The following is a 24,630-nucleotide window of genomic DNA, read 5'->3' as shown; positions in this document are numbered from 1 at the left end:
GCACCGCCCTTACAAGGCGGGGGTCACTGGTTCGAACCCAGTATCATCCACCATCTTCTATCTGTTCAGTATTATCTCAATATCAATCACTTACTCAGCCCAGAGAGCACCACCCGCTCCCTGTGACAATACGGTTGCCACTGATCCGAACCCAGTATCATCCACCATCTTCTATCTATTCGCTACTATAACAATATCAATCATTTATTCAGCCGAGAGAACACCACCCGCTCCAGCACACTCTTTATAATTTCTTGTAAACGCTCCTTTTTTGCTTCAATACTTTACTGATATCTTGCTATAGTTGCTTTATCCCTTGCTTTTCCAAGCCGGAAATGAACAACTCAATGGCAGACAACATTTCACAAGACGTTCAGATCCTGATCATCGATGAACAATCGCTGGCGCAAAGCTATCTGAAGTTTGCTCTGGAAAAGCTCGGCTACCAACAAATTAATGTCGCTGATCGGGCGCAGGATGCCATTCAGCTGTGCAAAACACGTCAATACGATTTGATCATCTGTGCTCACAATCTGCAAAAAGGCAAGGATGGCTTTCAACTGTACGAAGAACTCAAAGCCCGCGGCCTACAAAAACTGAGTACCGGTTTTATTTTTATCAGTGCCGATACTGACCCTTCCCTGGTGTACAGCGTAATCGAGCTGCAGCCGGATGAATTCCTGGCCAAGCCCTTTGTCATCGGTGATTTGGAAGTGCGGATTGAGCGGGTTCTAAAACGCAAGCAACGGCTGAAGCCTATTTATCAATTGCTGGATAATGGCCAGCCGGACCGAGCACTGGAAGTGGTCAATGCGGAGTTGGCCAAGTCAGCGAATAGCGCCTTTTATCCATTACTATTGAAACTAAAAGGCGACTTGCTGTTGCAACTCAAGCAACACGAAGCCGCTGAACAATTTTTTAATGCGATGCTGGATATACAGCCTTTTCCCTGGGCACGCATCGGACTAGCACGAACCCTGCTGTTGCTGAACAAAGACGCTCAGGCATTAAGCCTATTGCAACAACTGACCCGACGGCCGGAAACCCGATTGGAGGCACTGGACTGCATAGCAGAACTGGAATTTCGCCAGCAGCAGTTTGATGATGCTCAACAACACCTGGAGCAAGCGGCCAGCCTGGCACCGCGCAACCTTCTGCGGCAGCAAAAGCTATTGCAGCTCTCCCGCATCAACCATGATTACGAAACACAATATCAGGCTGCTCAAAGCATGGTGAAGTTTTCCCGTCATTCGATGCATGAGCAACCCGATCTTTACCTGAATATGGCAAGGGCCGGCATTGATTTTGCTTTAACGCTGGAACAGGATGATGAACAAAGCCTCCGTTTAAACCGCCAAATCAATCAGTGCTTAAGCACCATCCGGCAGCAGTTTTCAGATAATCGCAAAGACTTCCAGCAAGAAGTTATTCAAGCCAGACTTTTTTATTTAAAAGATAATAAAGAAAAGGCCCAACAGCTGCTGAAAGACTTGCAAGAAAAAGCACCGGACGACGACTCCATTGAAGATGCGCTGGACCGGGCCAAAGCACTGCATGAAGTTGGCCTGAGCGATGCGGCCAACAAACTATTCCGTCAAATCAGTCTGCGCTGTCAGCGGGAAGGGGCTGATCCCATGTTAAGCACCTATTTGCAGCAAGAACAACAAGAGCGTGCCAGCATGCCTTATGGTGCCCGTGAGTTGAACAACAATGCTGTGCATCTGTATCAGCATGGCAATTGGCAGGAAGCCTTCAAAGCCTTTGAACTGGCACTTAGAGTGATGCCAAAAAGTGCCGCCATTGCCCTAAACTTACTGCAAACTATCTTATCCGCACCAAGACGTCCGAGTATTGATGACAGCCGTCAGGAAACTCTCATCCTTCGCTGTCTGGATATTATTGAGCAGGGCAAACTGAACCCCGATCAGTTAAAACGCTATCAGAAACTAAAAGAGAAACACCCGGATCGTTTTGGCGCCCCTTAGCCAATCCGGCACAAGTTGCCTATCAGGAGCCATTTTTTAGCCTTGCTATCTATAAATCAAATAGCTTTGCCAAGGTTTCTGGTTCAAGCGATTCAATAGCATCAGAGCTTAATGGCTTACTAAACAAAAAGCCTTGAAATGATTCGCAGCCAAGCGTGCTTAACTGTGCCAATTCCGCCTGGGTTTCCACCCCTTCGGCCACTACCTCGAGTTCCAGGCTGGCTGCCAGTGCAAGGATGGCTTTGGTAATGGCTTTGTTTTGAGGATTGGTGTCAAGATTGCGAATAAACTGCTGGTCTATCTTCAACTGACTAAGTGGGAATCGATGCAGATAGCTGAGTGATGAATAGCCGGTGCCAAAGTCATCCAAGGAAAACGTCACGCCCAAAGTTTGCAGCTTTCCCATTTTAGTGCGGATGTTTTCGACATCATCAATCAGCATGCCTTCGGTCAGCTCCAGCTTTAACCGCTCTGGGTTTACACCCGTATCCAGCAGGCACTGAATCATTTTTTCAACAAAATTATCCTGCGCAAACTGCAAGGCACTGATGTTGACCGAGCAACTAAGATGTCGTAGATGCTTATTCTTTTGCCAGCGAACCAGTTGGGTACATGCCTGCTTGATCACCCAATCACCGATGGGAACAATCAAGCCACTTTGCTCAGCGAAAGGTATAAAGATCCCCGGTGAAATAAATCCTTGCTGCGGATGTTGCCAGCGGATTAAAGCTTCTACCCCACAGAGTTTTTGTTGTCGAATAATCGGCTGGTACACCAGATGAAATTGTTTCTGCCGGGTTGCCTGATGAAGATCCTGCGCCAGCTGCCCGCGCTGTTCTGCCAGGATTTGCATCCTGGTATCAAAAAACTCCACACTATTACGTCCGGCGGCTTTGGCACGGTACATCGCCATTTCAACTTGCTTTAATAGTTCATCGACTGGAGTTTTATCGCCATGAAACAAGCTAATACCCACACTGACCGAGGCCTGATAACGATGTTCATTCAATGGGATTGGGCAATTGATGCTGCTCAGTAACTGATCGGCCAGTTTCCGCGCATGCATGGCAGCATCATGGCTGGTGCTGCCAAGATCGCTTAACACCACGGCAAACTCATCACCACCGGTTCGCGCCATCACATCACTGTCGCGAAGTTTATGCCGGATGATCTGAGCCACCATCTGCAGGTACTGATCGCCTTGCTGGTGGCCCTGACTTTCATTCAGGCTTTTAAAATTATCCAAATCGACTAATAACAGCGCACCAAAGCGGCCCGAACGGGCTGAGTTTGCCAATGCCTGCTGGAGCAACTCAAGCAGTAGCCGGCGGTTTGGTAAGGATGTCAGTTCATCATAAAACGCCAGACGCTCTGCCTTGGTTTCAACTTGTTGACGTATTAGACCACCGGCGATATTACCAGCAATAAGTTCGAGAGCGGCAATGGTTTCATCCAACCAGACATTATCAGTACGAACAATGTCGAGACCAAACATACCCAGCAAGTTGCCACTGCTTATGAGAGGCAGCATGATGACCGACCGGATATGCTGCGATTCTAACAATAAACGCTCGGCACTATGTGCTGGTAGACTGCTGACATCACTTATGGCTATGGTTGTGCCTTCTTGTAAAGGCTGCATCCAGCTGGCAAGCAGTTCGGTATCCAGCTGCTGCAACTGTGCTTTTTGACTAGAGACACCAATAGCGCACCATTCATGGGTGTTTTTCGCAAACTGATAGTCAGGGTTAAATGAAAATAAGTAACTGCGGTCTGCTTCAAAAAATTCGCCGATCCCGCTAAGCGCCTGCTCAATCGCATCATCTATGTAAGCAGTACTGGCACCGGTCAAGCTGGAAGAAAGCCTGGAGACCAGTTGAAATAACGCCTTATTTGACGAGGTTACAGCAGCACTCACCCATAAATCACTTTTTAAACAAGGGTCTTTAAGTTTAGCTGCTGCTAACTGAGGATGCAAAACCAGTCGGGATAATTATTTTTTTGCCGGTGCAGGCTCAGGCCATTCACTGAAAATTACCGGTACCCGGCGACTTCGCAGCAACCAGAGACAGCCAATCACCAATAAAGAGGGTGCCAACAGCAACCAGGGCTGCTCCACCGCTACATAAGGTGGCAAGGCGCGGATGGTCAGGATTAGATCGGGGATCAGAGTAGCCAGTAGCAGCCACTTGCCATACCGCCAGATACGGAACCAGCCGGCATGGCCTTTAGGCCGACGCTGTGTTAAGGCCACACACAGAAATATTGTAGGCAACGCCAATAAACAAGCCAGCCAAAATTGTTGTTGGTCCGGATAAAAGAAAGCCAGCATTTCGCCTTTTTGCTCTGGGATGGTCAGCGCCAGGATCCAGCTTAGGATTGGTCGCAGCAACAACAGCAGCAATAGATACAACCGTAGCGGCAAAGCAACCAGGCCATCATCATCCAAGGGCCACAGCAAGGGCTGTTTCATCAGGCTTGCCGCCGGCGCTGGGCTAAAATACCAAGCAAGGTAAAGATGCCGAGTGTGGCCCAGGGCAACCAAATAGTACTCAAACCGGCCAGCTGCGATGCTACCAATGGCGTAACAAAAAGCGTAAAGGCACCATAACCAAAGGCACACACCAAGACAAAAATTAGCGTACGCCAGAAAAAGTGCATACCGGCCACCTGGCGGCGAATAAACCGGTTGATATCGTCACCAAAGACCACCAGACTGGTCGCCACCATCGCCAGCGCTATATCCCGCACATAAGGCCGAAACAAAGCGCCCCATTGCAGTAAAAGGTCATGCAACCAATCCATCAATCGACTCCGTACTCGGTAAATAAGGCCTGCATGGTCGCTTCGTCCCAGATGGCTACCCCCAGCTCCTCGGCCTTACTCAGCTTGGAGCCGGCATTTTCGCCGGCAATGACTGCATAGGTTTTTTTCGACACCGAGCCAGATACCTTGGCTCCCAGGCGCTGCAACCGTGCCTTAGCGTCATCCCGTCCCATATTGCTGAGTGTACCGGTCAACACCAGGGTTTGCCCGGCCAAAGGCTGCTCACTTATGGCTTGCCGTTGAATGGCAGGCCAGTGCACACCAGCAACCAGCAGAGCATCAATGACTTGCTGGTTGTGTGGCTCCTGAAAAAAGGCTGCCAGATGCTGCGCTACCACAGCACCAACATCCGATACTGACTGCAAGGCAGTTTCATCGGCTTGCATGATGGCTTGAAGATCGCCAAAGTGCTGCGCCAGGTTCAAAGCGGTTGCTTCGCCCACCTCACGAATTCCGAGCGCATAAATAAAACGCGGCAAGGTGGTGGTTTTGGCAGCTTCGATGGCTTGCAGCAACTTAGAGGCCGATTTTTCAGCCATCCGTTCCAGCCCCAGCAGTGCCGGTAAATCCAGCTGGAAGATATCGGCCGGGGTTTGCACCAGCTGCTGATCGACCAACTGCTCAATCAACTTGTCGCCCAGGCCATCAATATCGAGCGCTTTACGAGCCACAAAATGCTTCAGCGCTTCTTTGCGCTGAGCCGCGCAATAAAGGCCGCCTGTACAACGCGCCACGGCTTCGCCTGCTACCCGCTCAATATGAGACTGGCACACCGGGCACTCGGTTGGAAATACGATTGGCCGACTGTCAGCCGGACGACGCTCTGCCAACACCGAGACGATTTGAGGAATGACATCGCCGGCCCTTCGCACCGTAACGATATCGCCAATCCGCACGCCCAGACGGTTGATTTCATCCTGATTATGCAAAGTGGCATTGCTTACAGTAACACCACCAACCAGCACCGGGGCCAGACGAGCCACCGGCGTAATGGCACCGGTTCGGCCAACCTGGAACTCGACATCCAGTAGAGTCGTTAATTGCTCCTGGGCAGGAAATTTAAAAGCAATGGCCCAGCGCGGTGCCCGTGCCACAAAGCCGAGCGCCAGTTGCTGCGCCAGGCTGTCGACTTTCACTACCACGCCATCAATTTCGTACGGCAAGCTGGCACGACGTTCAGCAATGCGCTGATAATAGGCCAGTACTTCGGCCGGCCCTTGCACCGCTGCAATTTCCGGGCAGACCGGAAAACCCCAGTCTTTCAACTGTTGCAACCGCTGATAGTGACTGCTGCTATCCAGTTGCCCAGCATTGTCTTGCACCTCGCCCAGGCCATAGGCATAAAACATCAAAGGCCTACTGGCAGTCATGGCCGGATCCAATTGCCTCAAACTGCCGGCTGCAGCGTTGCGTGGGTTAGCGAACACCTTATCACCACGCAAACGAGCTGCTTCGTTCATGCGCTCAAAGCCAGCCAAAGGCATAAAGACTTCGCCCCTTACCTCGAGCACTTCGGGCCAGTCGTTGCCACGCAATTTGAGCGGCAGTGCCCGTATGGTTTTGACGTTGTTGGTAATATCTTCGCCGGTACTGCCATCCCCTCGGGTTGCCGCCTGCACCAACTTCCCTTGCTCATAACGGATACTAACAGCCAGGCCATCCAGTTTTGGTTCACAGCAAAAATGAAATTCACCACTGTAATCCAGTCGATCTGACATGCGCTTGCAAAACGCCAGAAAGTCTTCGTCAGCAAAGGCATTATCGAGCGACAACATCGGTACCTGGTGCTGCACCTGGGCAAACTGGCCTAGCGGCTTTTCCCCCACCCGCTGGGTGGGTGAGTCAGGCTGCACCCACTCCGGGTGCTGCAGCTCCCAGGCTTGCAGCTGACGAAACAGCCGATCGTACTCGGCATCTGGTACGCTGGGTTGATCCAGCACATAGTATTCATAGCTGTATTGGCTCAACTGCTGCTGCAATTGCTCGACATCGGACTGCGTCGGGGTGGTCATGGCAGGCTGCTCACTCAAAAAACAAACCAACAGCAGACAGCGCGAGACTGCCTGCCAGGGTATTAACGATTGCCGCGGATCAGCTGTTGACGCTGAAACTCACGGATTTTCTCTACATAATGACGCACGGTTTGCACGGTCAGTACGCTGCGCTGACCATCCAGCACCTGGCCACCAAACTCTTCGGCAATTTTCTTAGCGGCATTGTTCATCAGGTTAAAGTTTTGCAATGGCTCACCTGGGCCAGGCAAAGTCATAAACAAGCTGATGCCCCGGGTGGTGATTTTCTCCATCTGATCAATATCAAAGGTGCCTGGATTAAACATGTTGGCCAGACTAAACAACACCTCGCCCGAGCCAGCGCTGTCCTGATGACGATGAAAAATATCCATCTCTCCGAACTTAAAGCCCAGGGTCAGCAGCAAAGGCAGTAAATCCTGCCCTTTGATTTCACGCCCTTCCGGCAGCAACACATAGAGGATGAGCACTTCGGATGGTGCAGCTTCGGCTTGGTTGGTCTCCTCGTTCACTGGCTGCTGGCGCGGATCCTGTGTCTGGGCCGAACCATTGGCCTGCGAACTGGTAGCACTGAGCGGCCGCTCTTCACCTTCATCCAAGGCACTAAAATTCAGCTTTGGCTCGGCAGGCTCATCAAAATCAAATTGATTCTGAATTTCTTCTGGCTCTGGCTGAGTGTCGACTGGCGACTCTGGCTGTGGCTGACTGCCTCCTTTACGGATAACCCGTACCTTACCAACACCGAACTCATCAAAGCCATCTGCATCGGCGCTGCCAGACGCAGCATCGGTGCTGTCATCCCTGCCAGGATAATATCGGTGTTTTTGGCCGGCATTTTTCCGTACTGTCCAGAGGCCATGCAACAGCAAAGCACCAATGGCCAAGGCTATCAAAATAAAAAGCGCTAAACGTAATTCACTCGCCATTCCCGGATCCTTTTGATTCTAAGAGGCTTCAGCCATTTTTACTGCATCATCAACATCGACAGCCACCACTCTGGACACGCCAGGTTCTTGCATGGTGACTCCCATCAGCTGCGCTGCCATCTCCATGGCTATTTTATTATGACTAATATAAATAAATTGTACCGTTTCCGACATTTCCCGTACAAGATTGCAGAAACGTCCGACATTGGCATCATCCAAAGGTGCATCCACCTCATCCAGCATACAAAATGGCGCCGGATTTAGCTGAAAAATCGAAAACACCAATGATAATGCGGTTAGCGCCTTTTCACCACCCGACAGCAAATGAATGGTGCTGTTTTTTTTCCCCGGCGGCCTGGCCATGATACTGACGCCGGTCTCCAGCAAATCATCGTCCGTTAATGCCAGATAAGCACTGCCACCACCAAACACCTTAGGAAATAGGATACGTAACCCCTGGTCGACCCGCTCAAAGGTGTCTTTAAAGCGCTGGCGGGTTTCCCGGTCAATTTTACGAATCGCCGTTTCCAGCGTTTCCAGCGCATCGGTTAAATCCTGATGCTGACTGTCCAGATAGCTTTTCCGTTCGGCTTGTTGCTGGTACTCATCAATGGCCGCCAGGTTAATGGCACCGAGTCTGCTGATGGCATCGCTGGTTTTATCCAGCTCGCTTTGCAGCTGTTGCTCATCGGCATCGGTGGCCAATTGTTCCAACACCTGTTTTAACTGGACTTGCTGCTCCTGCAGAAGTTCCAACATATTGTTGGCACGAATGCGATGCCCTTCCGCATCCAGCTTGAGCGACTCCAGTTGCTGGCGCTTTTGATTGACCAGCTGCAAAATACTGTGCTGGCCCTGCTCCAGCTCACGCATTTTCTGCTCACAGTCCGACAACTGATTTTGCAACTGCTGCAGCTGTAATTCTGCCGTTTCACGATGCAACAGCACTTCTTGCAGGGCTTCATGTAAGGCCACATCCGGTTCATCGTCATCGCCATGCTGCAACAATTGTTGCTCACGCTCCTGCAGATGCTGTTGTTGCTGCTGGCTACGTACCTGGCTTTGCTGCAACAGTTGCAGCTGGCGCTGACCACTGGTTAGCTGTACAGTCAGTTGCTGCAACTGCTGTTGCTGTTGTTCCAGCCGGGACCGCTGCTGACGTAATTGCTGCTGCAGATCCTGTCGCCGCTGCGCCAGGCCGTGCTCGCGACTTTGATGCTGCTCTAGCAGCTCATCCTGCTGCAACAACTGCTCAGACAAAGCTTCCTGTTGCAACAGCGACTCTTCTCTCACAGACGCCAGTTGCTCCAGCTCTTCTTCGAGTTCCTGGCTTTGCTGCTGCCATTGCTGCTGCTGTTGCTGCTGCAACAGCCATTGGGTTCGGGCTTCCTGCTCCTGCTGCTCGCTTTGTTGCAGTGCCCGTTTGCTGCTGGTAACCGCTAGCTGCTGTTGGCTGAGTCGCTGGCTGGTGGTTTCAAGCTCAGACAATACGTTTTGTTCTTGCTGGGTTAACGCCGCTTGTTCGCTGCTTAGCTGCTGCAGCCGCTCGGCCCGGGCCAAAAAGCTGTCTTGTTCGTCCAGCCCGGCCAGTAAACACCAATTTGGCCCATACCAATGGCCACAGGCTGTCATCAGAGTGAAACCCGGCGCTAAATCTGGCAGTTGCTGCTGCGCATTGGCATCATCGTCGACCAACAGGATGCGGTAAAAATAATCCGGAATGGCGACGCCCTGTACTTTATCAGCCAAACAGGGGCCTGCTGAGTGCGCTGGTACTGCCACTGGCTGCGTCAGTAGCAGGGTCTGCTGCAAGGTGTCGGGCCAGTGTGGGCTCAAACTGGCTTTCTGCAAAGCGCCGAGCGCCAGACTCACCGCCTCGGCCCAGCCAGGGGCCACCTGCAACTGACTAATCAATTGCTGCTGATTGGCTTGCTGCTGGGCTTGTTGCAGCTTGTTCTGCTCTTGGCTAAGTTGCTGCAGCTGCAGCTGCAGGCGGTCTTGCTGGCGCTGCAACTGCTGAAGGGCTTGCTGCGTTTGTGAAAATAGCAGCTCGGCTTGCTGCAATGCGGTGCGTACCTGCTCTGTGCTCGCCTTAGCATGGAGCCAGGCTTGTTCACGCTCGCTATCAGCTTCGGCAGCAAGTTGCAGCTTTAACTCGGCAAGGTGCTGCTGTAAACGCTGTTCACGTTGTTGCTGCTGGCTTTGTTGCTGCTGGGCATTGCCCAGTTGCAGTTGCCATTGCTGTTGCTGGCGCTGCAACTGGAACTGCTGTTGCTGCCACGTTTGCCAGTCCTGCTCCGCCTGTTCTTGCGCTTGCTCCAAGCTTTCGAGCTGTTGCTGCAACAAAGCGACTTGCTCTTCACAAAACGCCTGCTCTGGCAGGATCTCTTCCAGCATGGCTTGTTGCTCTTCGAGTTGCTGCTGCTCCAATGACAGATGTGCTTTGGCGTCTTGCAGCTGCTGCTTCACCTTATCCAGCTCTGCACTGCGTTGCTGGCGCTGCTGACGTTGGTGCAGTAATTGCTGCTCGATACGACTGATTTCAGCGCCCAGCCGATAAAAGCTTTCTTGCTCAATCGCCTGCTGCTGACGCAGGTCTTGCTGCTGCTCTTTCAGCTCAATCAATACCCGCTGATCGCCCATCTGGGCAGCCTGGAATTTTTCCAGTTCAGTCGTTTCTGCCGCCAGCTGTTGTTCAATCTGAGTTTGCAGCTGGTGAAACTTCAACCATCGCAAAGCGGTAACCTCGGCTTTTAAACGACGCTCGCGGGCTTTTAGTTCTTTGTAACGCTCCGCAGCACTGGCTTGGCGTTTTAATTTATCAAGGTTTTTCCCTAGCTCTTCACGCACATCGGACAACCGATCCAGATTGTCGCGGGTATGACGAATGCGGTTTTCGGTTTCGCGCCGCCGCTCTTTGTATTTGGAGATACCGGCCGCTTCTTCGATAAAGACCCGTAACTCTTGTGGTTTGGATTCAATCAGTCGGGATATCATGCCCTGTTCGATGATGGCGTAGCTGCGCGGACCAAGACCGGTCCCCAGAAAAATATCGGTAATGTCACGACGGCGGCACTTGCTGCCATTGAGGAAGTAAGTGGATTGGGCATCGCGAGTCACTAAGCGTTTGATGGCAATTTCACTGCGATCGGCCATCGAGCCTTGCACCCGGCCCTGGGTATTTTCAAACACCAGCTCGACCGACGCCTGAGAAACCGGTTTACGCTGCGACGAGCCATTGAAGATTACATCGGTCATGGCATCGCCGCGCAGATTCTTGGCCGAGCTTTCACCAAGCACCCAACGGACTGCATCAATCACATTGGATTTACCGCAGCCATTGGGGCCAACCACAGCCGTCATTTGCTGTGGGAAAGGCACAGACGTTGCGTCAACGAAGGATTTAAACCCCGCCAGCCGGATCTGCTTTAAGCGCATTTACCCTCAATCAAGGTCGTTCAGTGGCCAGCGCACAATGAAGTCTTCAAAGTCCTGCATATCCACCTGCGTTTCTGAGATGGTTTTATTGCGCACCGACATTTGTTTTTTATGCATCAGGCTTTTTTTACCATTGTTCAGCAGCGGATGCCAGCTTGGCAAGCCTCTGCCTTCATGCAGGCGTCGATAACTGCAGGAAGGTGGCATAAAAAAGATGTCTTTCAGGTTGTCTTTGGTCAGTTGAATGCAATCAGGCACCAGGACGGTTCGGTTTTGGTATTCAGTGCATTCGCATTTGTGCGAATTCAGATAGCGACAGGCGATGTTGGTGTAATGCACCTGCTCGCCTTCATGCAGCTGATCCGTCGGGGCGAAATCGGCCATAAGCTCCAGCTCTGGCCCGGCATCATCGATAAACTTATTCAGGCAACATTTGGCACAACCATCGCAGACGGCCTCCCATTCCTGTGGCGTCATTTCAGCCAGGGATTTATGTTCCCAAAAACGCTCACTCAGACTCATGCCGCCACCACTTCAGTGTTCAGATGCAACAAGTCGGCCAGTTGCAACACCAGTCGATCGCCAGGCTGTAAAGGACCTACCCCAGCAGGGGTGCCAGTGAGCACGATATCGCCTGGTTGCAAACTAAACCAGTGCGACATCTCACTGATCATCTGATGAATGCCACGGATCATAGTGGCTGTAGTGCCGGACTGGCGTAGCTCGCCATTGACCGTCAAGCTGAAATCCAGCTGCTGCGGGTGCTTTACCTGCGCCTGCGGCACAAAGGGACCTACCGGACAAGCACCATCAAAACCTTTGGCAATCTCCCAGGGCCGCCCCAGTCGTTTCAGCTCGGTTTGGATATCACGTAGCGTGAGATCCAGCGCCAGACTGTAACCCCAAATCGCCGGGGCCACTTGCTGGGCAGAGGCTTTGCAAAGCGGCGCTTGAATCAAAACCGCCAGCTCGGTTTCATTATGGACAGCACCGTGCTGCAGCGGGATCGCCACCGGTTGCACTAAATCGGCCAGAGCGCTGGCTGGCTTGATAAAAAACAAGGCTTCGGCCGCAACCTGGCTTTTCATCTCAGCGATGTGATCCTGGTAGTTTTGACCAATGCAAACCACCTTGCCAACCGGCAGCTGGATGCTATCGCCGCACAGATTTCGATGCTGATACATACAAGAAAACTCGCTAAAAAGGGACTTAATTGTCCGCAATAATCAGATCGGCCAGATAGCCAACACTGGTGACAAAATAATAAGAACGATTCCAGTGCATTAAGGTTTTGTAATTATCATAGGCCAAATAAGCCCGGCCGCCTTCATTATCGGGCAAAATCAAGGCCGCTTTTATATCACGCTCCGGCAAGTCTCGACCATCCAGTCGCCTTACGCCCAACTGCTGCCACTCGGCCAAGGTGCGCTCAGTGCGCGCCCATTCACGCAACCAGGCAGCCCGATTCGGGGTACCTCGGGGGATGGCATAATCCATCGAGAAATTCTCTGGTAATTTGACTTCCCGCCCCCAGGTCTGGCTGTTGTCCCAGCCCAATCTTTTCAGGTAATTGGCAATGGAGGCAAATACATCCATCTGGTTGCCCCAGATATCCTTACGGCCGTCACCGTCGAAATCTTGCGCATAGGATAAAAACGAACTTGGCATAAACTGGCTTTGTCCCATGGCACCAGCCCAGGAGCCTTTCATGTCGTCTAGCTCAATGTGACCTGCAGCAAGAATGTCCATGGCATGGAAAAATTCGCTGCGGAAAAAGGCCTCACGCCGCCCCTCGTAGGCCAGGGTAGCCAGAGAGGAAGGCACTGAGTGGTTACCCATAAAACGGCCAAAGCTGCTTTCCAGACCCCATAAAGCAATAATAAAGCGGCCTTGCACGCCATAGCGGGCTTCCACTTCTTTCAATTGTTCCTGATAGCGCTGGTAGCGTTCACGGGCCATACGGATCCGGGTTTCACTAACCCGCTTTGGCAAATAGGTATCCAGGGTTTCTACCCGCTCTGGCTGGTTGCGATCGGCCGTCACTACGCGCTCATGGAATTGCAGACTGGTAAACACCTGCTCAATCAACGCAGGGTCATAACCCCGCTCAACGGCTTCCTGCCGAAGCCCCTCGGCGTATTCAGAAAAGCTGGGTTTGGCCAGTACCGGAAAAGCCAGCAATAGGCTTAAGGCTGTGGCCTGGATCCATGGAATCATGCGCATAACACTCCCGTTCACGATTTTAATTGCACCCATTACTACGTTAAGTGCACTCTTTTACTATTTTAATTGCAATGTGGCTTTGTGTTCCGCCAGCAGATCTTCTGGAGGTGGAGGTAATTGCAGGTAGTAACCTTTATCACTGAGCTCTGCCTTCACTTTACTCAGATCCGCCAACGCCAAAGAAGTTCGCTTTTCAAGGTTAATAAGCGTCACTAACTGGGGTTTGCCGAAACTGACAAGTAAGGCATCAGGTACTTTGGAGAAATCATCCCGACGCTCAATATAAAGGTAAGTCTGGTCTTTTTTCAGGCTTTTGTAGACAACACACAACATGGCGTAAAATCACTTTATCGAACTTGCCTAACACTGTAGTAAACTATACCATGAAGCCATTGGCTTGTACCGCGCTTCCCGCCCTGATGCAGAGTTAACAGGATGAAATTCACCCAACCGGGTGCCCCTTACTCCGACGTCTGTTGCAAAGCTGTATGAAGCGGCACAGCCTGATTGGAATGAAACAAACCTAGAATAAAACAACACTTGAGTGTGCGCTGCATTTACCCAATTGAGATGATCATACCCGACTATGCCCGAGTCCCAGACTATGCCCGAATTATTGTCCGAACCATTCTTTGAGTTGAAAGGCAGCCTGTTTCCGCTGTCGGTCATTCATAGCAGCGACCTGAGTGTCGCAGGCCTGCAAGCCGCTTTGCAACAAAAACTCGACCAGGCTCCTGGTTTTTTCCATCAGGCAGCCATGGTGATTCAATTGACCCCAGAGCATCAATCCCCTGATTTTCAAGCGCTAAAACAGCTGTTTCAGCAGCTAAAGCTGGTGTTGGTTGGCGTGGCCGGGGCAAGCACCGAACAAAAACAGCTGGCTCAGGCAGCAGGCCTTGCCGTATTGCGCCTGGGACAGGACAGTAAACCGCTGGCACCAGCCCCTGGTGCATCGGGTGAAGCACGGGTCGAGCAGGTACCGATGCATACCAAGGTGGTGGAGCAAAACATCCGCTCGGGCCAACAAATTTATGCCAAAGGAGCTGATTTGATTGTGCGGGGAGCGGTTGGTGCCGGTGCTGAAGTCATCGCTGATGGCAATATTCATATTTATGGCACCTTGCGTGGTAAAGCTATTGCCGGCGCCAGTGGTGACAGCAATAAGCGTATCTTTTGTCAAAACCTGCAGGCCGAGTTGGTGTCTATCGCCGGCCATTATTGGTTGAGTGACAGCCTGCAAGGTGATTTTTGGAATAAAGCAGCCTGCATTCGGATGCAGGACGACAGTATTGCCATTGGCGAGCTGTAACATCAACTGAATTGAAAGAAGGAATTGAACCCATGGCAAAAATTATCGTGGTGACCTCAGGCAAGGGTGGCGTTGGTAAGACAACTTCCAGTGCTGCTATTGGCACTGGCCTTGCCTTAAGCGGCCATAAAACCGTCATCGTGGATTTTGATATCGGTTTACGAAACCTCGATCTGATTATGGGGTGCGAGCGCCGCGTAGTGTACGACTTTGTTAATGTGATCAATGGCGAAGCCAATCTCAAACAAACTCTAATCAAAGACAAACGGGTCGAGAACCTTTTTATTTTACCCGCGTCGCAAACCCGTGATAAAGACGCCCTGACGAAAGAAGGGGTCGAAAAAGTCCTGAATGAGCTGGCCAAAGACTTTGAGTTTATAATTTGTGACTCTCCGGCGGGTATTGAAGCCGGTGCCATGATGGCTCTCTATTTTGCCGATGAAGCCGTGGTCGTCACTAACCCGGAAGTCTCCTCGGTACGCGACTCGGATCGTATTCTGGGCATGCTTAGCAGCAAATCACGACGGGCAGAGCGAAACGAGGATGCCATCAAAGAACATTTGCTGCTCACGCGCTATAACCCGGAGCGGGTCGCTAAAGGCGAGATGCTAAGCGTAGAAGATGTCCAGGAAATTCTGGCTATCCCACTGATTGGTGTAATTCCGGAGTCGCAAGCCGTGCTGAATGCTTCCAACTCAGGCCAACCTGTCACTTTGGATCAAGAAAGCGATGCTGGCCAGGCTTATTTGGACACTGTGAGCCGCTTGCTTGGCAATAACGTCGATTTCCGCTTTTTAACAGTGGAGAAGAAGGGATTACTCAAACGGATTTTTGGAGGTTAGCCGCATGTCATTACTGGATTATTTTCGTTCCACCAAGAAGAAAACTGCCAGTACCGCCAAAGAGCGGCTACAAATTATCGTGGCGCATGAGCGCAACCGTCGCTCTGGCCCGGATTACCTGCCCCAGCTGGAACGCGATATTTTGGAGGTCATTCGCAAATACGTTGACATTCCAGCCGATCAGATTTCAGTTTCTTTGGAACAGCGCTCCGATGAACTCTCGGTATTGGAGTTGAATGTTAGCTTCCCGGATGAAAAGCGTTAGTAAACAATGAGCTTGCATAAAAAAGGCCCACTTTTTACGGTGGGCCAAGCTGCACATCAGTCAGGATGCAAGCACAGAATCAATCTTCCTGCACAAAGTCGTCCATCAGGATTAAACCAAAGTCGGCTGTTAGGCCTTCACCATCACGTGCAATAGCGGTGTAAATGGTGTTGGCTTCCAGGTCCAGAGTGACCGGGCCAATAGCCGCATCTTTGCTGCCAGTTGCTGTTACAGTCACTACATACGAACCTGCTGCCAGTGATACATAACCGGTTTCCGCCAAGAAAGGTACATTGCTAAAGGCTGGCTCGGCATCGCTGATATCATTGGTTGCTGTCACATAGATATCCACATTTGGTGCCAGGAAAGAACCATGAATGATACGTACTTTTGCCTCGGTAGCTACCCGGCGCGGCATATCCATCAGCACCAATGGGGAAATCTCGCCTTCACCCAAGGAACCCAGCGCATGCACGCTGTAGAACACACCAGCCGCTAAATCCAAGTCTGCATCCAACGCAACAATGCTATTGTCGACATTGGCGACCACTTTGACATTGTACTCGTCTGGGTCAACATTGACGTAGCCAGTAAAATCCGGGAAGGATAAGTCTTCAACCAGTCGGATAGTATCATTCACCAAGACATCGACTGCCGGTGCATCGGAAACACCATGAATTACCCGTACCGCTGATTTGCTATTGGCATCCAGCACATCAAAGAAAGTGCCGTCCGGTGCTACCGCTAGTAAAGACACGGGTGAGTCACCGGCAAAGCGATTATTGATGGCTGCAACCACAAGATCTGTACCAGAGGCCAAGTCCAGCGCACCACTATCAAATACCACTGTGTCCTCACCCGGCAGTGTAATACGCACCCGGTAATTACCCGCAGGTACATCGACTGCGCCGGTAAACTCGGCAAAATCCAGGGTGGCAAGGGGTGCCATTAAATCATCATCGGGTGCGGTAACATGGATATCAACCGCAGGCGCTGCTGAAGCGGCATGCACCACCTGCAGACGAATATTGCCATCTGTAATATCTTCAATATCTGAGGTGACAACGACAGGCATGATGCTATCTGCGACTACAGAGCCTACAGCAAATACTTTGTAGTTGGTGGCCTCTTCTAAAGCTAAATCAACCGGACCTATCACAGTGAGTGTATCGTCACCTGGTAACAACGCGTCTACAGCAACACTGTAAGTAGCGGGTGGAAGCTCCAATCGATCAGAGCTTTCAGCGTAGTCAAGGCCTGCAACGGCCACATCGCCATTGGCAAGCACATTGACGGCCGGTGCATCGGAAACCGCATGGATCACCCGCAAAGAGGCATCAACAACTGGTGGCGGTGGCGGTGGTGGTGGATTAACCGGCAGTTCAATACGGTCCGAGCTGCTGTTGCATGCTGCAAGTGAAGTCACGATGGCTGCCGAAACAGCAAGACGCTTTATTCCTTTCATGTGAATACCCTTATTGATTGGTGGTTGCTCAAACTTTACGCCACCATTCAAAAAGACGATCACATGAAAATTATTTGAAAAATTAATCCGTTATAATGAAAAAAAAAGGCTGATCCATCTCAGCCTTCATACGTATAAAATCCGTTTAGCTATTATTCAGATGCTCTGGCCAGGGCAACAGGGGCTGCAACAAGGTTTTGCGCCAACCGCGCAAAAGCTCAGGCACAGGTAACTTCCGGCGCTCCGTATCCGACACACGCCAACACCAGTTTAGATACTCGGTTTGTTGTCGCTTAGTAGCGAGTAACTCCGCAGGTAATTGATGCTGGCTGGCTGCTTGCTGCACACGCTCACGAATTTGCGCGGTCACTTCACGATAACCGGCAAACTGCTCCCGATGATAAGCTGGCTGAGGCCAAGCGGCCGGGTCACTTTCCAGCGCTTGTTCCACCAAACGTAGTACCACTTGACCATGGCGCTTGAGTTCTCGCTCAGGCAGCCCCGGAATGGCCTGCAAGGCGGCAAAGCTTGCTGGTGCTTTGCGGGCAATATCAAACAGCTGAGCATCTTTAAAAATCAGTCCCAAAGCCAGATCTTTGCTTCTGGCGTAATCCAGCCGCCACACCACCAATTGCTGTAACACAGCCAAAGCGCGGGGCGGTAACTGCCAACTGTTTTTGATGTCGATAAAACGAAGCTGATCAGGCCATTGCATGCTGCGTCTTCGCTGCAATTGCTCAGACTCTTGCTGCAACAATTGATACTGCTCGGCGCTCAACTGCTGCTGCAGCTGCTGATAGACTGGCAACAAATAAAGCACATCATTGGCGGCATAACTTAGCTGCGCATCGCGAAGCGGCCGCGCCAGCCAGTTGGTTCTTGACTCACCTTTATCCAGTTTCGTGCCGGTGACCTGCTCCACCAAAGCGGCAAAACCAACACTGCTGCCCTGACCTAACAGTAACGCAGCCATCTGAGTATCAATTAAGGGGGTAATGCTATCAATACCAATGGTCTGAAAGGCGTCTAAATCTTCCATGCAGGCATGCATCACTTTGGTGACATCGGCATTGACCAGCAGGTTTTTTAATGGCAACCAATCGGTAATAGCTAACGGGTCTACCAGCACCAGTTCATCACCATCATACAATTGGATTAAGCCCAGCTTTGGCTGCAACGTGCTTTGGCGGATAAACTCGGTGTCGAGTAACAGCAACGATTTGGTTGCAGCCTGCAGGCAAAATTGCTGCAGGCTGTCATTATCTTGCAGTAATGGCTTTAACAGAACTTAAGACTCCCGCAGTTCACGGCGTAAAATTTTACCGACATTGGTTTTAGGCAGCTCATCCCGAAACTCAACGTGTTTCGGTACCTTGTAGCCAGTCAGGTTCTGTTTGCAATGCGCAATCAGTTCCTCAGCAGTTAGTGATGGATCTTTCTTCACCACGAAGAGCTTCACCACTTCACCAGCCGCATCATTAGGTACACCAACCGCTGCCACTTCCAGCACTTTGTCGTTCATGGCAGCCACTTCTTCAATCTCGTTCGGGAATACATTAAAACCAGACACCAGGATCATGTCCTTTTTACGATCCACGATGTAGAAGAAACCTTCCTCATCCATACGGGCGACATCACCCGTATACAACCAGCCATCCTTGATGGTTTTGTCGGTTTCATCCGGACGGTTGTAATAGCCTTTCATCACTTGCGGCCCTTGTACGATCATCTCGCCAGGCTCACCAGTAGCAACATCCTTACCCTCTTCATCCACGATACGGATTAGGGTTGATGGCGCTGGCAAACCGATACTCCCGGTAAAGCCATCCACATCGTACGGTGTTAATGTAACCAAAGGACAACATTCGGTTAAGCCATAACCTTCCAGCAAACGGGTTTTGGTCAATTTTTGCCAACGTTCGGCCACTGGACGCTGCACAGCCATGCCCCCTCCCAGCGATATTTTCAGCTGACTGAAGTCGATGTCGGTGAAACCAGGCGTATTCATCAGGCCATTAAACAGGGTGTTGACCCCCGTTAAAGCAGTGAATGGAAAAGCTTTCAACTCTTTAATAAAGGTAGGCATATCACGCGGATTGGTGATCAACAAGTTGGTGCCACCATACTTCATAAAGACCAGGAAATTGGCGGTTAGTGCGAAGATATGGTAGAGCGGCAAAGCGGTTACCACCCGCTCCTTACCTTCTTCAAGAATAGGATCCAAACAAGCGGAAGCCTGCTCCAGATTGGCCACCATATTACGGTGCGTCAACATGGCGCCTTTAGACACCCCAGTAGTACCACCAGTGTATTGCAAAAAGGCTAAATCACTGCCATCAACATCTGGCAGTTGGTATTTCAGATGCTGGCCTTTCTCCAGCACGTCTTTAAACGGGATGACTTTGTTGAGCTGGTAAGCAGGCACCAACTTTTTGATGTGCTTTACCACCAGATTCACAATAGTGCCTTTGACAGTACCCAACATATCACCCATCTTGGTCAGGATGACGTGTTCAAGCTTCACTTTCTTTTGCACTGCAGCCAGGGTATGGGCAAAGTTTTCGACGATCACAATAGCTTTGGCCTTGGAATCGTTTAGCTGATGCTCCAGCTCACGTGGCGTGTACAGCGGATTCACATTGACCACGGTACAACCTGCGCGCAAGACACCAGTAATGGCAACCGGGTTCTGTAGTAAATTTGGCATCATAATGGCCACGGCATCACCTTTGCCTAGCCCCAGCTCTTTTTGCAGATAGGCAGCAAATGCTTTGCTCAGCTTATCGAGTTCGCGGTAACTGATGCTTTTACCCATATTGACAAAAGCAGTGTGATCCGGGAACTTGTTGATGCTCTGCTCAATGATATCCAGTAAGGAATGATAATGATCGGCATTGACTTCTGCAGGTACGCCGGCTGGGTAACGTTTTAACCAAACTTGATCCACCGTCCTCTCCTTAAAAATTCTTGTCTTATAGTGTTTTATTCTGTTTTATTATGGCTTGGCCCGGCTGTCAATGCAGCAGCACCAGTTCAGAGTTTTTACTCTAGCTAATTATCTTCCCACAAAAGTGGTCAGGCCACAATCGGCTTGCTGTCATCTTACCTCAGGATGCGGCAGATAAAAATCGCTGAATATAAGCCGCCACCTGCTTCGCTTCGGTCATGTGACAATGATGCCCACCGTTAACCATCTGACGATGCAAGTGAGCATAACAAGCTTGCCAGGCAACGGGCTGCTCTTTAAACATACCATCTTGTGCCAGAACTGCCAGTACCGGACATTCGACGGCTGCAATCAAAGCTTTGGCTTGCGCCGAACTTAACCGATACACCGATTGTTGCCTTAAACGCATATCCGCCCGCCAACGAAAACCATCGGCTTGCTGCACAGTGCCCCGCTCGGCCAGCAGCATGGCTTCGGTCAGGGTAAAATCACTTTGCTTTAAGCGTGCTTCGGCGGCAGCTTTCAGGCTCGGGTAACAAGGGACTCGGCTGGAGGGTGGTTTCAATCGTGATTCAATGCCAAGTCGCAGTTGCCGGGCAACCGTTGCTTCATCCGCCACTACAAATCCAAGACTATCTATCAACACCAGCTGTTTCACCAGCTCAGGGAAACTGGCCGCCAGAGCCGTTGCCACCATGCCACCCATCGAGTGACCAATAATGATCAGGTCTTGCCATTGCTGTTGCCGGCATAAGGCAACTAAATCCTGTACCCAGTCAAAAAAATAATAGGCCGCATAAGAGCTGCGGTGCGATGAATGCCCATGGCCGGGAAACTCTAATGCTAAAAGAGGAAACCCTTTAAGCTGCTTTGCTAAAGGCAAAAAGCTGGCCGCATTATCCAGCCAACCATGCAAACACAATATTGGCTGAGCCGGCAGAATCTCATTGCTGCTAAGTGCGGCTAGTTCAAGGCCATTTAGTAAGAACTTATGGCTGAACTGCATAAGGACGTGAAGAATAATGCTCTGGTTTGATAAATTTCAGCGTCATGCGGTCACTTTCACCAATCGCCAAAAATCGCTCACGATCTTCAGAACCCATCGCCAGTGTGGGGGGTAAACTGTAAACACCACGAGGGTGATCGCGGGTATCCAGTGGATTGGCATTAATCTCACTGCGATCCAGCAATTGAAAGCCTGCGGATTCCGCCACCATAATGATGTACGCTTCATCCAGGTAGCCTTCTCCGGCAAAACTGGTGATGTCGGATACTCGGCTGGCTCGGTGCTCCACCATACCCAGAATGCCACCTGGCTTTAATACCCGAAAAAACTCCTGCATGCTCTGCAGTAGCAAGCCGTGCTGATCCCAAATATGGGCATTGCGAAAACTCAAAACTCTATCGTAGTGGCTTTCTTGTCCCAGATGAAGCAGCTCAGGCGGATCAAACGCCAACTGCTTCACAGCGCCAAAATGTTCCGGTTGCTGCTCGATACGCTCGGACAGTTGACGACTGATACGCGCCCAAAATCGCTGCCGATCGTCATCTGCATCCAATTGCACCTGGCGATGATGAGCAATGGTTAACTGTCCTTGATTTTTTAAATAAGGTGCCAGAATTTCCGTGTACCAACCCCGGGCAGGCCAGATTTCCAACACTTGATGCTGTGGCTCGACGGCAAAAAACAGCAAGGTCTCTACAGGATTGCGGTAACGATTGCGAGCTTTGTGCCCATCAGAACGCAACGGATGATCCGCATAAAAACTGAGCTGGTCGGAAAATGACAGTTCTTGTGTTGCTGTATCTGCCTGAAGCGGCAATAGCAAACTGGTACAACAAAGCAGACACGCCTGAATTATTTTTGTTGGTAGCGTCATTGGAACCTCGTTGACTTGCACTTGAGTCAGGTGATGATTACAAATTCTTACAAATCATCTGAGTACAGCATGCCACGAAAGTTCCGGCTGTCCAGCTTTTATGCCGTTTATCGCTATAAAAGCTGGATTTAGCCGATGTTTTTGTAGAATAGCCTGCAATTCGGTACACTTAACCTCATAGTATTGCTGAAAGGAATCCTGATGAATCGCTTCGTCTTGCCGCTGGCTGCCACTCTTTTTCTGGCGGCCTGTGCCCAAACCCCATCCGCCACCCCACCCACTGTGGAGCAAACTGCACCCCGCAATATTATTTTTATGATTGGCGATGGCATGGGGTCTAACTATCTTACGGCTTATCGGTATTTTCTGGCGGAAGGCAAACACCAACAGATTAAACCTACTATCTATGATCAACTCTGGACTGGCATGTCCAGTACCTGGCCAGATGATCAAACCCTGGTGACCGATTCTGCTGCCAGTGCCACCGCATTGGCGACCGGCTTTAAGACTTTTAATGGTGCCATCTCAGTAGACCAGCAACACTTGCCTATTGGCACCATGATGCAGCAGGCTAAACGCTTGGGTAAAGCCAATGGGATAGTGGCCAGCTCACAAATCAATCATGCCACGCCAGCCGCATTTTTAGCTCATAATAAAAGCCGACGGAATATGGATGCCATTGCCGATCAGTACTTTGATAGTCGCATCAATGGACAGTTGGTACCGGATCTAATGTTCGGTGGTGGTTTAGCACACTTTATTCGTGACGATCGTAATCTGGTGGCTGAGTTTCAAGCCGAGGGCTATCAATATGCCGACAGCTGGCAGCAGCTGAAGCAGCTAACCAAGGCGCCGGCACTGGCACTGCTGGCTGAAAATGGCCTGCCCTATGTGCTTAACCAGGAGATGGAGTCACCGCTTCAGATCATGACAGAAAAAGCATTGGAGCTGCTGGTGGAGCATCCACACGGCTTTGTGCTGATGGTCGAAGGCAGCCAAATCGACTGGTGCGGTCATGCCAATGATATTGCTTGCGCCATGGCTGAGATGCACGACTTTGCCAGGGCCATTCAGTCGGCCAAGGCGTTTGTTGACGCCAATCCGGATACCTTGCTGATTATTACTGCCGATCACGAGACTGGTGGTCTGGCACTGGCAGCCGATGGTATTTATGAATGGCGAGCCGATCTTATCTATGGCGTTCAGTTCACGGTGCGGGAAATTACCCGTCGTATGATGGCGCTGGAGCAGACTGAGCTGGCCGATCAGTGGCGGCACTGGACCGGACTGACATTAAGTGATGAGCAACTGATGGCCGTGCTGGCGGTTCATGATGACCAAACAGAGCTTGGAAACCTGTTAAATGGTTATATCAATCAGGCCACCCGCACGGGATGGACCACCACAGGCCATACAGCCGCCGATGTGCCGGTTCTGGCTTATGGTAAAGGCGCTGAACAATTCACTGGTTTTATGGACAACATCGACATTGCCAGACGGCTGATGCAGTTTATCCACTCTTCAGCCAGCCAATAAAGGTCATCCCCTACGCGCCGCCAATAACTGGCGGCGAAGGCCTGGTGCACTGGTGTCCGGATGCAGCCAAATATCAAAAAATAGTGGGCCAAAGTCGGTGTCGTCGATACGGCCAATGGGCTCTCCATTCAGGTAAAAGTCCACCGTCATATCATGCTGCAACAAAGCCGCCAGCCGATCTCCCCGGCCCACATCCTGCCAGATAGTTTTTAACTGATTGGCCCAGTCTTGCTGTTGCGCCTGGCTACTCTGGCCGAGGTGCTGCCACTGATCGACGGTAGCATCAATAAACTGGTCGCGACTGATGCTGCGCTTGTAGGTGAGCTCCAGCAACACAGGCGCATTTTTCTCATACCCCTCGAAGCTGCCATCACTGGTTTTTAAACGGGCATCGTACAATTGCCAGAACATGTAACGAAAAGTCCCCTCTCCGACCAATTGTAGATCCGGCACAGCAGCCGCTGGCCAGAGCCATACCAGTAAAAGGATACTAAGCCATTTTTTCTGCATGCAAGCGCTCCTTATTTAACGAACCATAGTAAGCAGCCAGTCCAGCCCAAATCAGTACCAGGCAAGTCCAGGACAACCAGCCCAATGGCATCAATAGCTGACCGCCACTCAGCACAGCACCACCGAGATATGACAATGGGCCACCAACAGCCCCCAGTATCGGTGCCAGCCAAAGATTTCTGAGTAAAGAAGCAAAGACTTCCACCACGGCCAACGCAAACAAACACCACAACAGCAAGAACCAGGCAGGCAGCCAGATGGTGGTGGTAAATTGCAACACCCCGGTTAGCACCAATACACTGTCAATACCAATACCAAGCAATGCAAGTTGCAGCACCAGGATTTGCTGGGATTTCGGCAAACGCCACCAAGCCCAGAACAGATAAATGGCCACTGGCAGCATCGCCAGATGTTGAAAATACACCAGCGCCAGCCAACCCAGTTCAAA

General features: G+C 51.0%; 22 protein-coding genes. 5 read left to right on the top strand and 17 right to left on the bottom strand.

The features are described 5' to 3' along the window. Positions 1 to 347: 347 nt before the first annotated feature. Entirely contained in the window at positions 348 to 1,985 is a 1,638-nt protein-coding gene (locus JJU14_RS13175) for a tetratricopeptide repeat-containing response regulator (protein ID WP_228614150.1), read from the top strand. A 49-nt stretch (positions 1,986 to 2,034) separates the two neighbouring features. Here the strand turns inward: JJU14_RS13175 and JJU14_RS13170 are convergent, their stop codons facing one another. The 10 genes from JJU14_RS13170 to JJU14_RS13125 all read right to left on the bottom strand — a co-directional run bounded on the left by JJU14_RS13170 (position 2,035) and on the right by JJU14_RS13125 (position 13,761). Then, the gene (locus JJU14_RS13170) at positions 2,035 to 3,903 is read right to left on the bottom strand and encodes an EAL domain-containing protein (RefSeq protein WP_228614149.1); all 1,869 of its coding nucleotides are present in this window, start codon (positions 3,901 to 3,903) and stop codon (positions 2,035 to 2,037) included. Positions 3,904 to 3,978: 75 nt separating this feature from the next. Beyond that, on the bottom strand, positions 3,979 to 4,458 hold the full coding sequence (locus JJU14_RS13165) for a DUF2919 family protein (RefSeq protein WP_228614148.1): 480 nt from the start codon (positions 4,456 to 4,458) through the stop codon (positions 3,979 to 3,981). Beyond that, positions 4,458 to 4,790 (bottom strand): DUF3392 domain-containing protein, encoded by a 333-nt coding sequence (locus tag JJU14_RS13160; protein WP_228614147.1) that lies wholly within the window; start codon positions 4,788 to 4,790, stop codon positions 4,458 to 4,460. The genes JJU14_RS13165 and JJU14_RS13160 overlap by 1 nt, the downstream gene beginning before the upstream one ends. After that, entirely contained in the window at positions 4,790 to 6,823 is a 2,034-nt protein-coding gene (ligA, locus tag JJU14_RS13155; RefSeq protein WP_228614146.1) for an NAD-dependent DNA ligase LigA, read from the bottom strand. Before ligA ends, JJU14_RS13160 begins: the two co-directional genes overlap by 1 nt. 62 nt (positions 6,824 to 6,885) lie before the next feature. Further along, a complete protein-coding gene (gene zipA / locus JJU14_RS13150; protein WP_228614145.1) occupies positions 6,886 to 7,767 on the bottom strand; it encodes a cell division protein ZipA in 882 nt (293 codons plus the stop codon). Positions 7,768 to 7,785: 18 nt separating this feature from the next. After that, positions 7,786 to 11,205: a chromosome segregation protein SMC gene (gene smc / locus JJU14_RS13145; RefSeq protein ID WP_228614144.1), complete on the bottom strand. Its 3,420-nt coding sequence runs from the start codon at positions 11,203 to 11,205 to the stop codon at positions 7,786 to 7,788. Positions 11,206 to 11,211: 6 nt separating this feature from the next. After that, complete coding sequence (locus JJU14_RS13140; RefSeq protein WP_228614143.1) at positions 11,212 to 11,727, bottom strand: YcgN family cysteine cluster protein; 516 nt, start codon at positions 11,725 to 11,727, stop codon at positions 11,212 to 11,214. Beyond that, complete coding sequence (locus JJU14_RS13135; protein WP_228614142.1) at positions 11,724 to 12,389, bottom strand: fumarylacetoacetate hydrolase family protein; 666 nt, start codon at positions 12,387 to 12,389, stop codon at positions 11,724 to 11,726. Before JJU14_RS13135 ends, JJU14_RS13140 begins: the two co-directional genes overlap by 4 nt. A 25-nt stretch (positions 12,390 to 12,414) precedes the next feature. Continuing rightward, a complete protein-coding gene (locus JJU14_RS13130; RefSeq protein WP_228614153.1) occupies positions 12,415 to 13,422 on the bottom strand; it encodes a lytic transglycosylase domain-containing protein in 1,008 nt (335 codons plus the stop codon). Positions 13,423 to 13,485: 63 nt separating this feature from the next. After that, positions 13,486 to 13,761 carry a YcgL domain-containing protein gene (locus JJU14_RS13125; protein ID WP_091344185.1) on the bottom strand — a complete coding sequence of 92 codons (276 nt, stop codon included), beginning with the start codon at positions 13,759 to 13,761 and terminating at the stop codon, positions 13,486 to 13,488. Between the two features lie 283 nt (positions 13,762 to 14,044). Here JJU14_RS13125 and minC point away from each other — a divergent pair, with 283 nt between their 5' ends. From minC to minE, 3 genes are read left to right on the top strand one after another with little or no spacing between them, the layout of a single operon-like run. Further along, positions 14,045 to 14,737 carry a septum site-determining protein MinC gene (gene minC / locus JJU14_RS13120; RefSeq protein ID WP_228614152.1) on the top strand — a complete coding sequence of 231 codons (693 nt, stop codon included), beginning with the start codon at positions 14,045 to 14,047 and terminating at the stop codon, positions 14,735 to 14,737. A gap of 32 nt (positions 14,738 to 14,769) precedes the next feature. Continuing rightward, positions 14,770 to 15,579: a septum site-determining protein MinD gene (gene minD, locus JJU14_RS13115; protein ID WP_228614141.1), complete on the top strand. Its 810-nt coding sequence runs from the start codon at positions 14,770 to 14,772 to the stop codon at positions 15,577 to 15,579. A gap of 4 nt (positions 15,580 to 15,583) precedes the next feature. Next, positions 15,584 to 15,844, top strand: a complete 261-nt coding sequence (minE, locus tag JJU14_RS13110; RefSeq protein ID WP_091344188.1) for a cell division topological specificity factor MinE — start codon at positions 15,584 to 15,586, stop codon at positions 15,842 to 15,844. Positions 15,845 to 15,923: 79 nt separating this feature from the next. Here the strand turns inward: minE and JJU14_RS13105 are convergent, their stop codons facing one another. The 5 genes from JJU14_RS13105 to JJU14_RS13085 form a co-directional block, all read right to left on the bottom strand. After that, on the bottom strand, positions 15,924 to 17,309 hold the full coding sequence (locus JJU14_RS13105) for a DUF4397 domain-containing protein (protein ID WP_228614140.1): 1,386 nt from the start codon (positions 17,307 to 17,309) through the stop codon (positions 15,924 to 15,926). 145 nt (positions 17,310 to 17,454) lie between these two features. Next, the gene (rnd, locus tag JJU14_RS13100; RefSeq protein ID WP_366914903.1) at positions 17,455 to 18,579 is read right to left on the bottom strand and encodes a ribonuclease D; all 1,125 of its coding nucleotides are present in this window, start codon (positions 18,577 to 18,579) and stop codon (positions 17,455 to 17,457) included. An 18-nt stretch (positions 18,580 to 18,597) separates the two neighbouring features. Beyond that, positions 18,598 to 20,256, bottom strand: coding sequence for a long-chain-fatty-acid--CoA ligase FadD (fadD, locus tag JJU14_RS13095; RefSeq protein WP_228614139.1), 1,659 nt, complete (start codon positions 20,254 to 20,256; stop codon positions 18,598 to 18,600). 160 nt (positions 20,257 to 20,416) lie between these two features. After that, complete coding sequence (locus tag JJU14_RS13090) at positions 20,417 to 21,262, bottom strand: alpha/beta hydrolase (RefSeq protein ID WP_228614138.1); 846 nt, start codon at positions 21,260 to 21,262, stop codon at positions 20,417 to 20,419. After that, entirely contained in the window at positions 21,246 to 22,136 is an 891-nt protein-coding gene (locus JJU14_RS13085) for a class I SAM-dependent methyltransferase (protein WP_228614137.1), read from the bottom strand. The genes JJU14_RS13090 and JJU14_RS13085 overlap by 17 nt, the downstream gene beginning before the upstream one ends. 201 nt (positions 22,137 to 22,337) lie before the next feature. On the opposite strand from JJU14_RS13085, the gene JJU14_RS13080 reads away from it, so the two are divergent. Next, positions 22,338 to 23,672 (top strand): alkaline phosphatase, encoded by a 1,335-nt coding sequence (locus tag JJU14_RS13080; RefSeq protein ID WP_228614136.1) that lies wholly within the window; start codon positions 22,338 to 22,340, stop codon positions 23,670 to 23,672. A 3-nt stretch (positions 23,673 to 23,675) separates the two neighbouring features. Here the strand turns inward: JJU14_RS13080 and JJU14_RS13075 are convergent, their stop codons facing one another. Both JJU14_RS13075 and JJU14_RS13070 read right to left on the bottom strand, forming a co-directional pair. After that, positions 23,676 to 24,182 (bottom strand): chalcone isomerase family protein, encoded by a 507-nt coding sequence (locus JJU14_RS13075; RefSeq protein ID WP_228614135.1) that lies wholly within the window; start codon positions 24,180 to 24,182, stop codon positions 23,676 to 23,678. Continuing rightward, a partial coding sequence (locus JJU14_RS13070; protein ID WP_228614134.1) for a DUF2878 family protein occupies positions 24,163 to 24,630 on the bottom strand: 468 nt, incomplete at its 5' end. The genes JJU14_RS13070 and JJU14_RS13075, both read right to left, overlap by 20 nt.

It is taken from the genome of Alkalimonas sp., assembly GCF_020831925.1.
In the GTDB taxonomy this organism is placed as follows: domain Bacteria; phylum Pseudomonadota; class Gammaproteobacteria; order Enterobacterales; family Alteromonadaceae; genus Alkalimonas.
The sequence above is the reverse complement of the archived record's forward strand: the minus strand, read 5'-3'. Positions and strand labels throughout refer to the sequence as shown.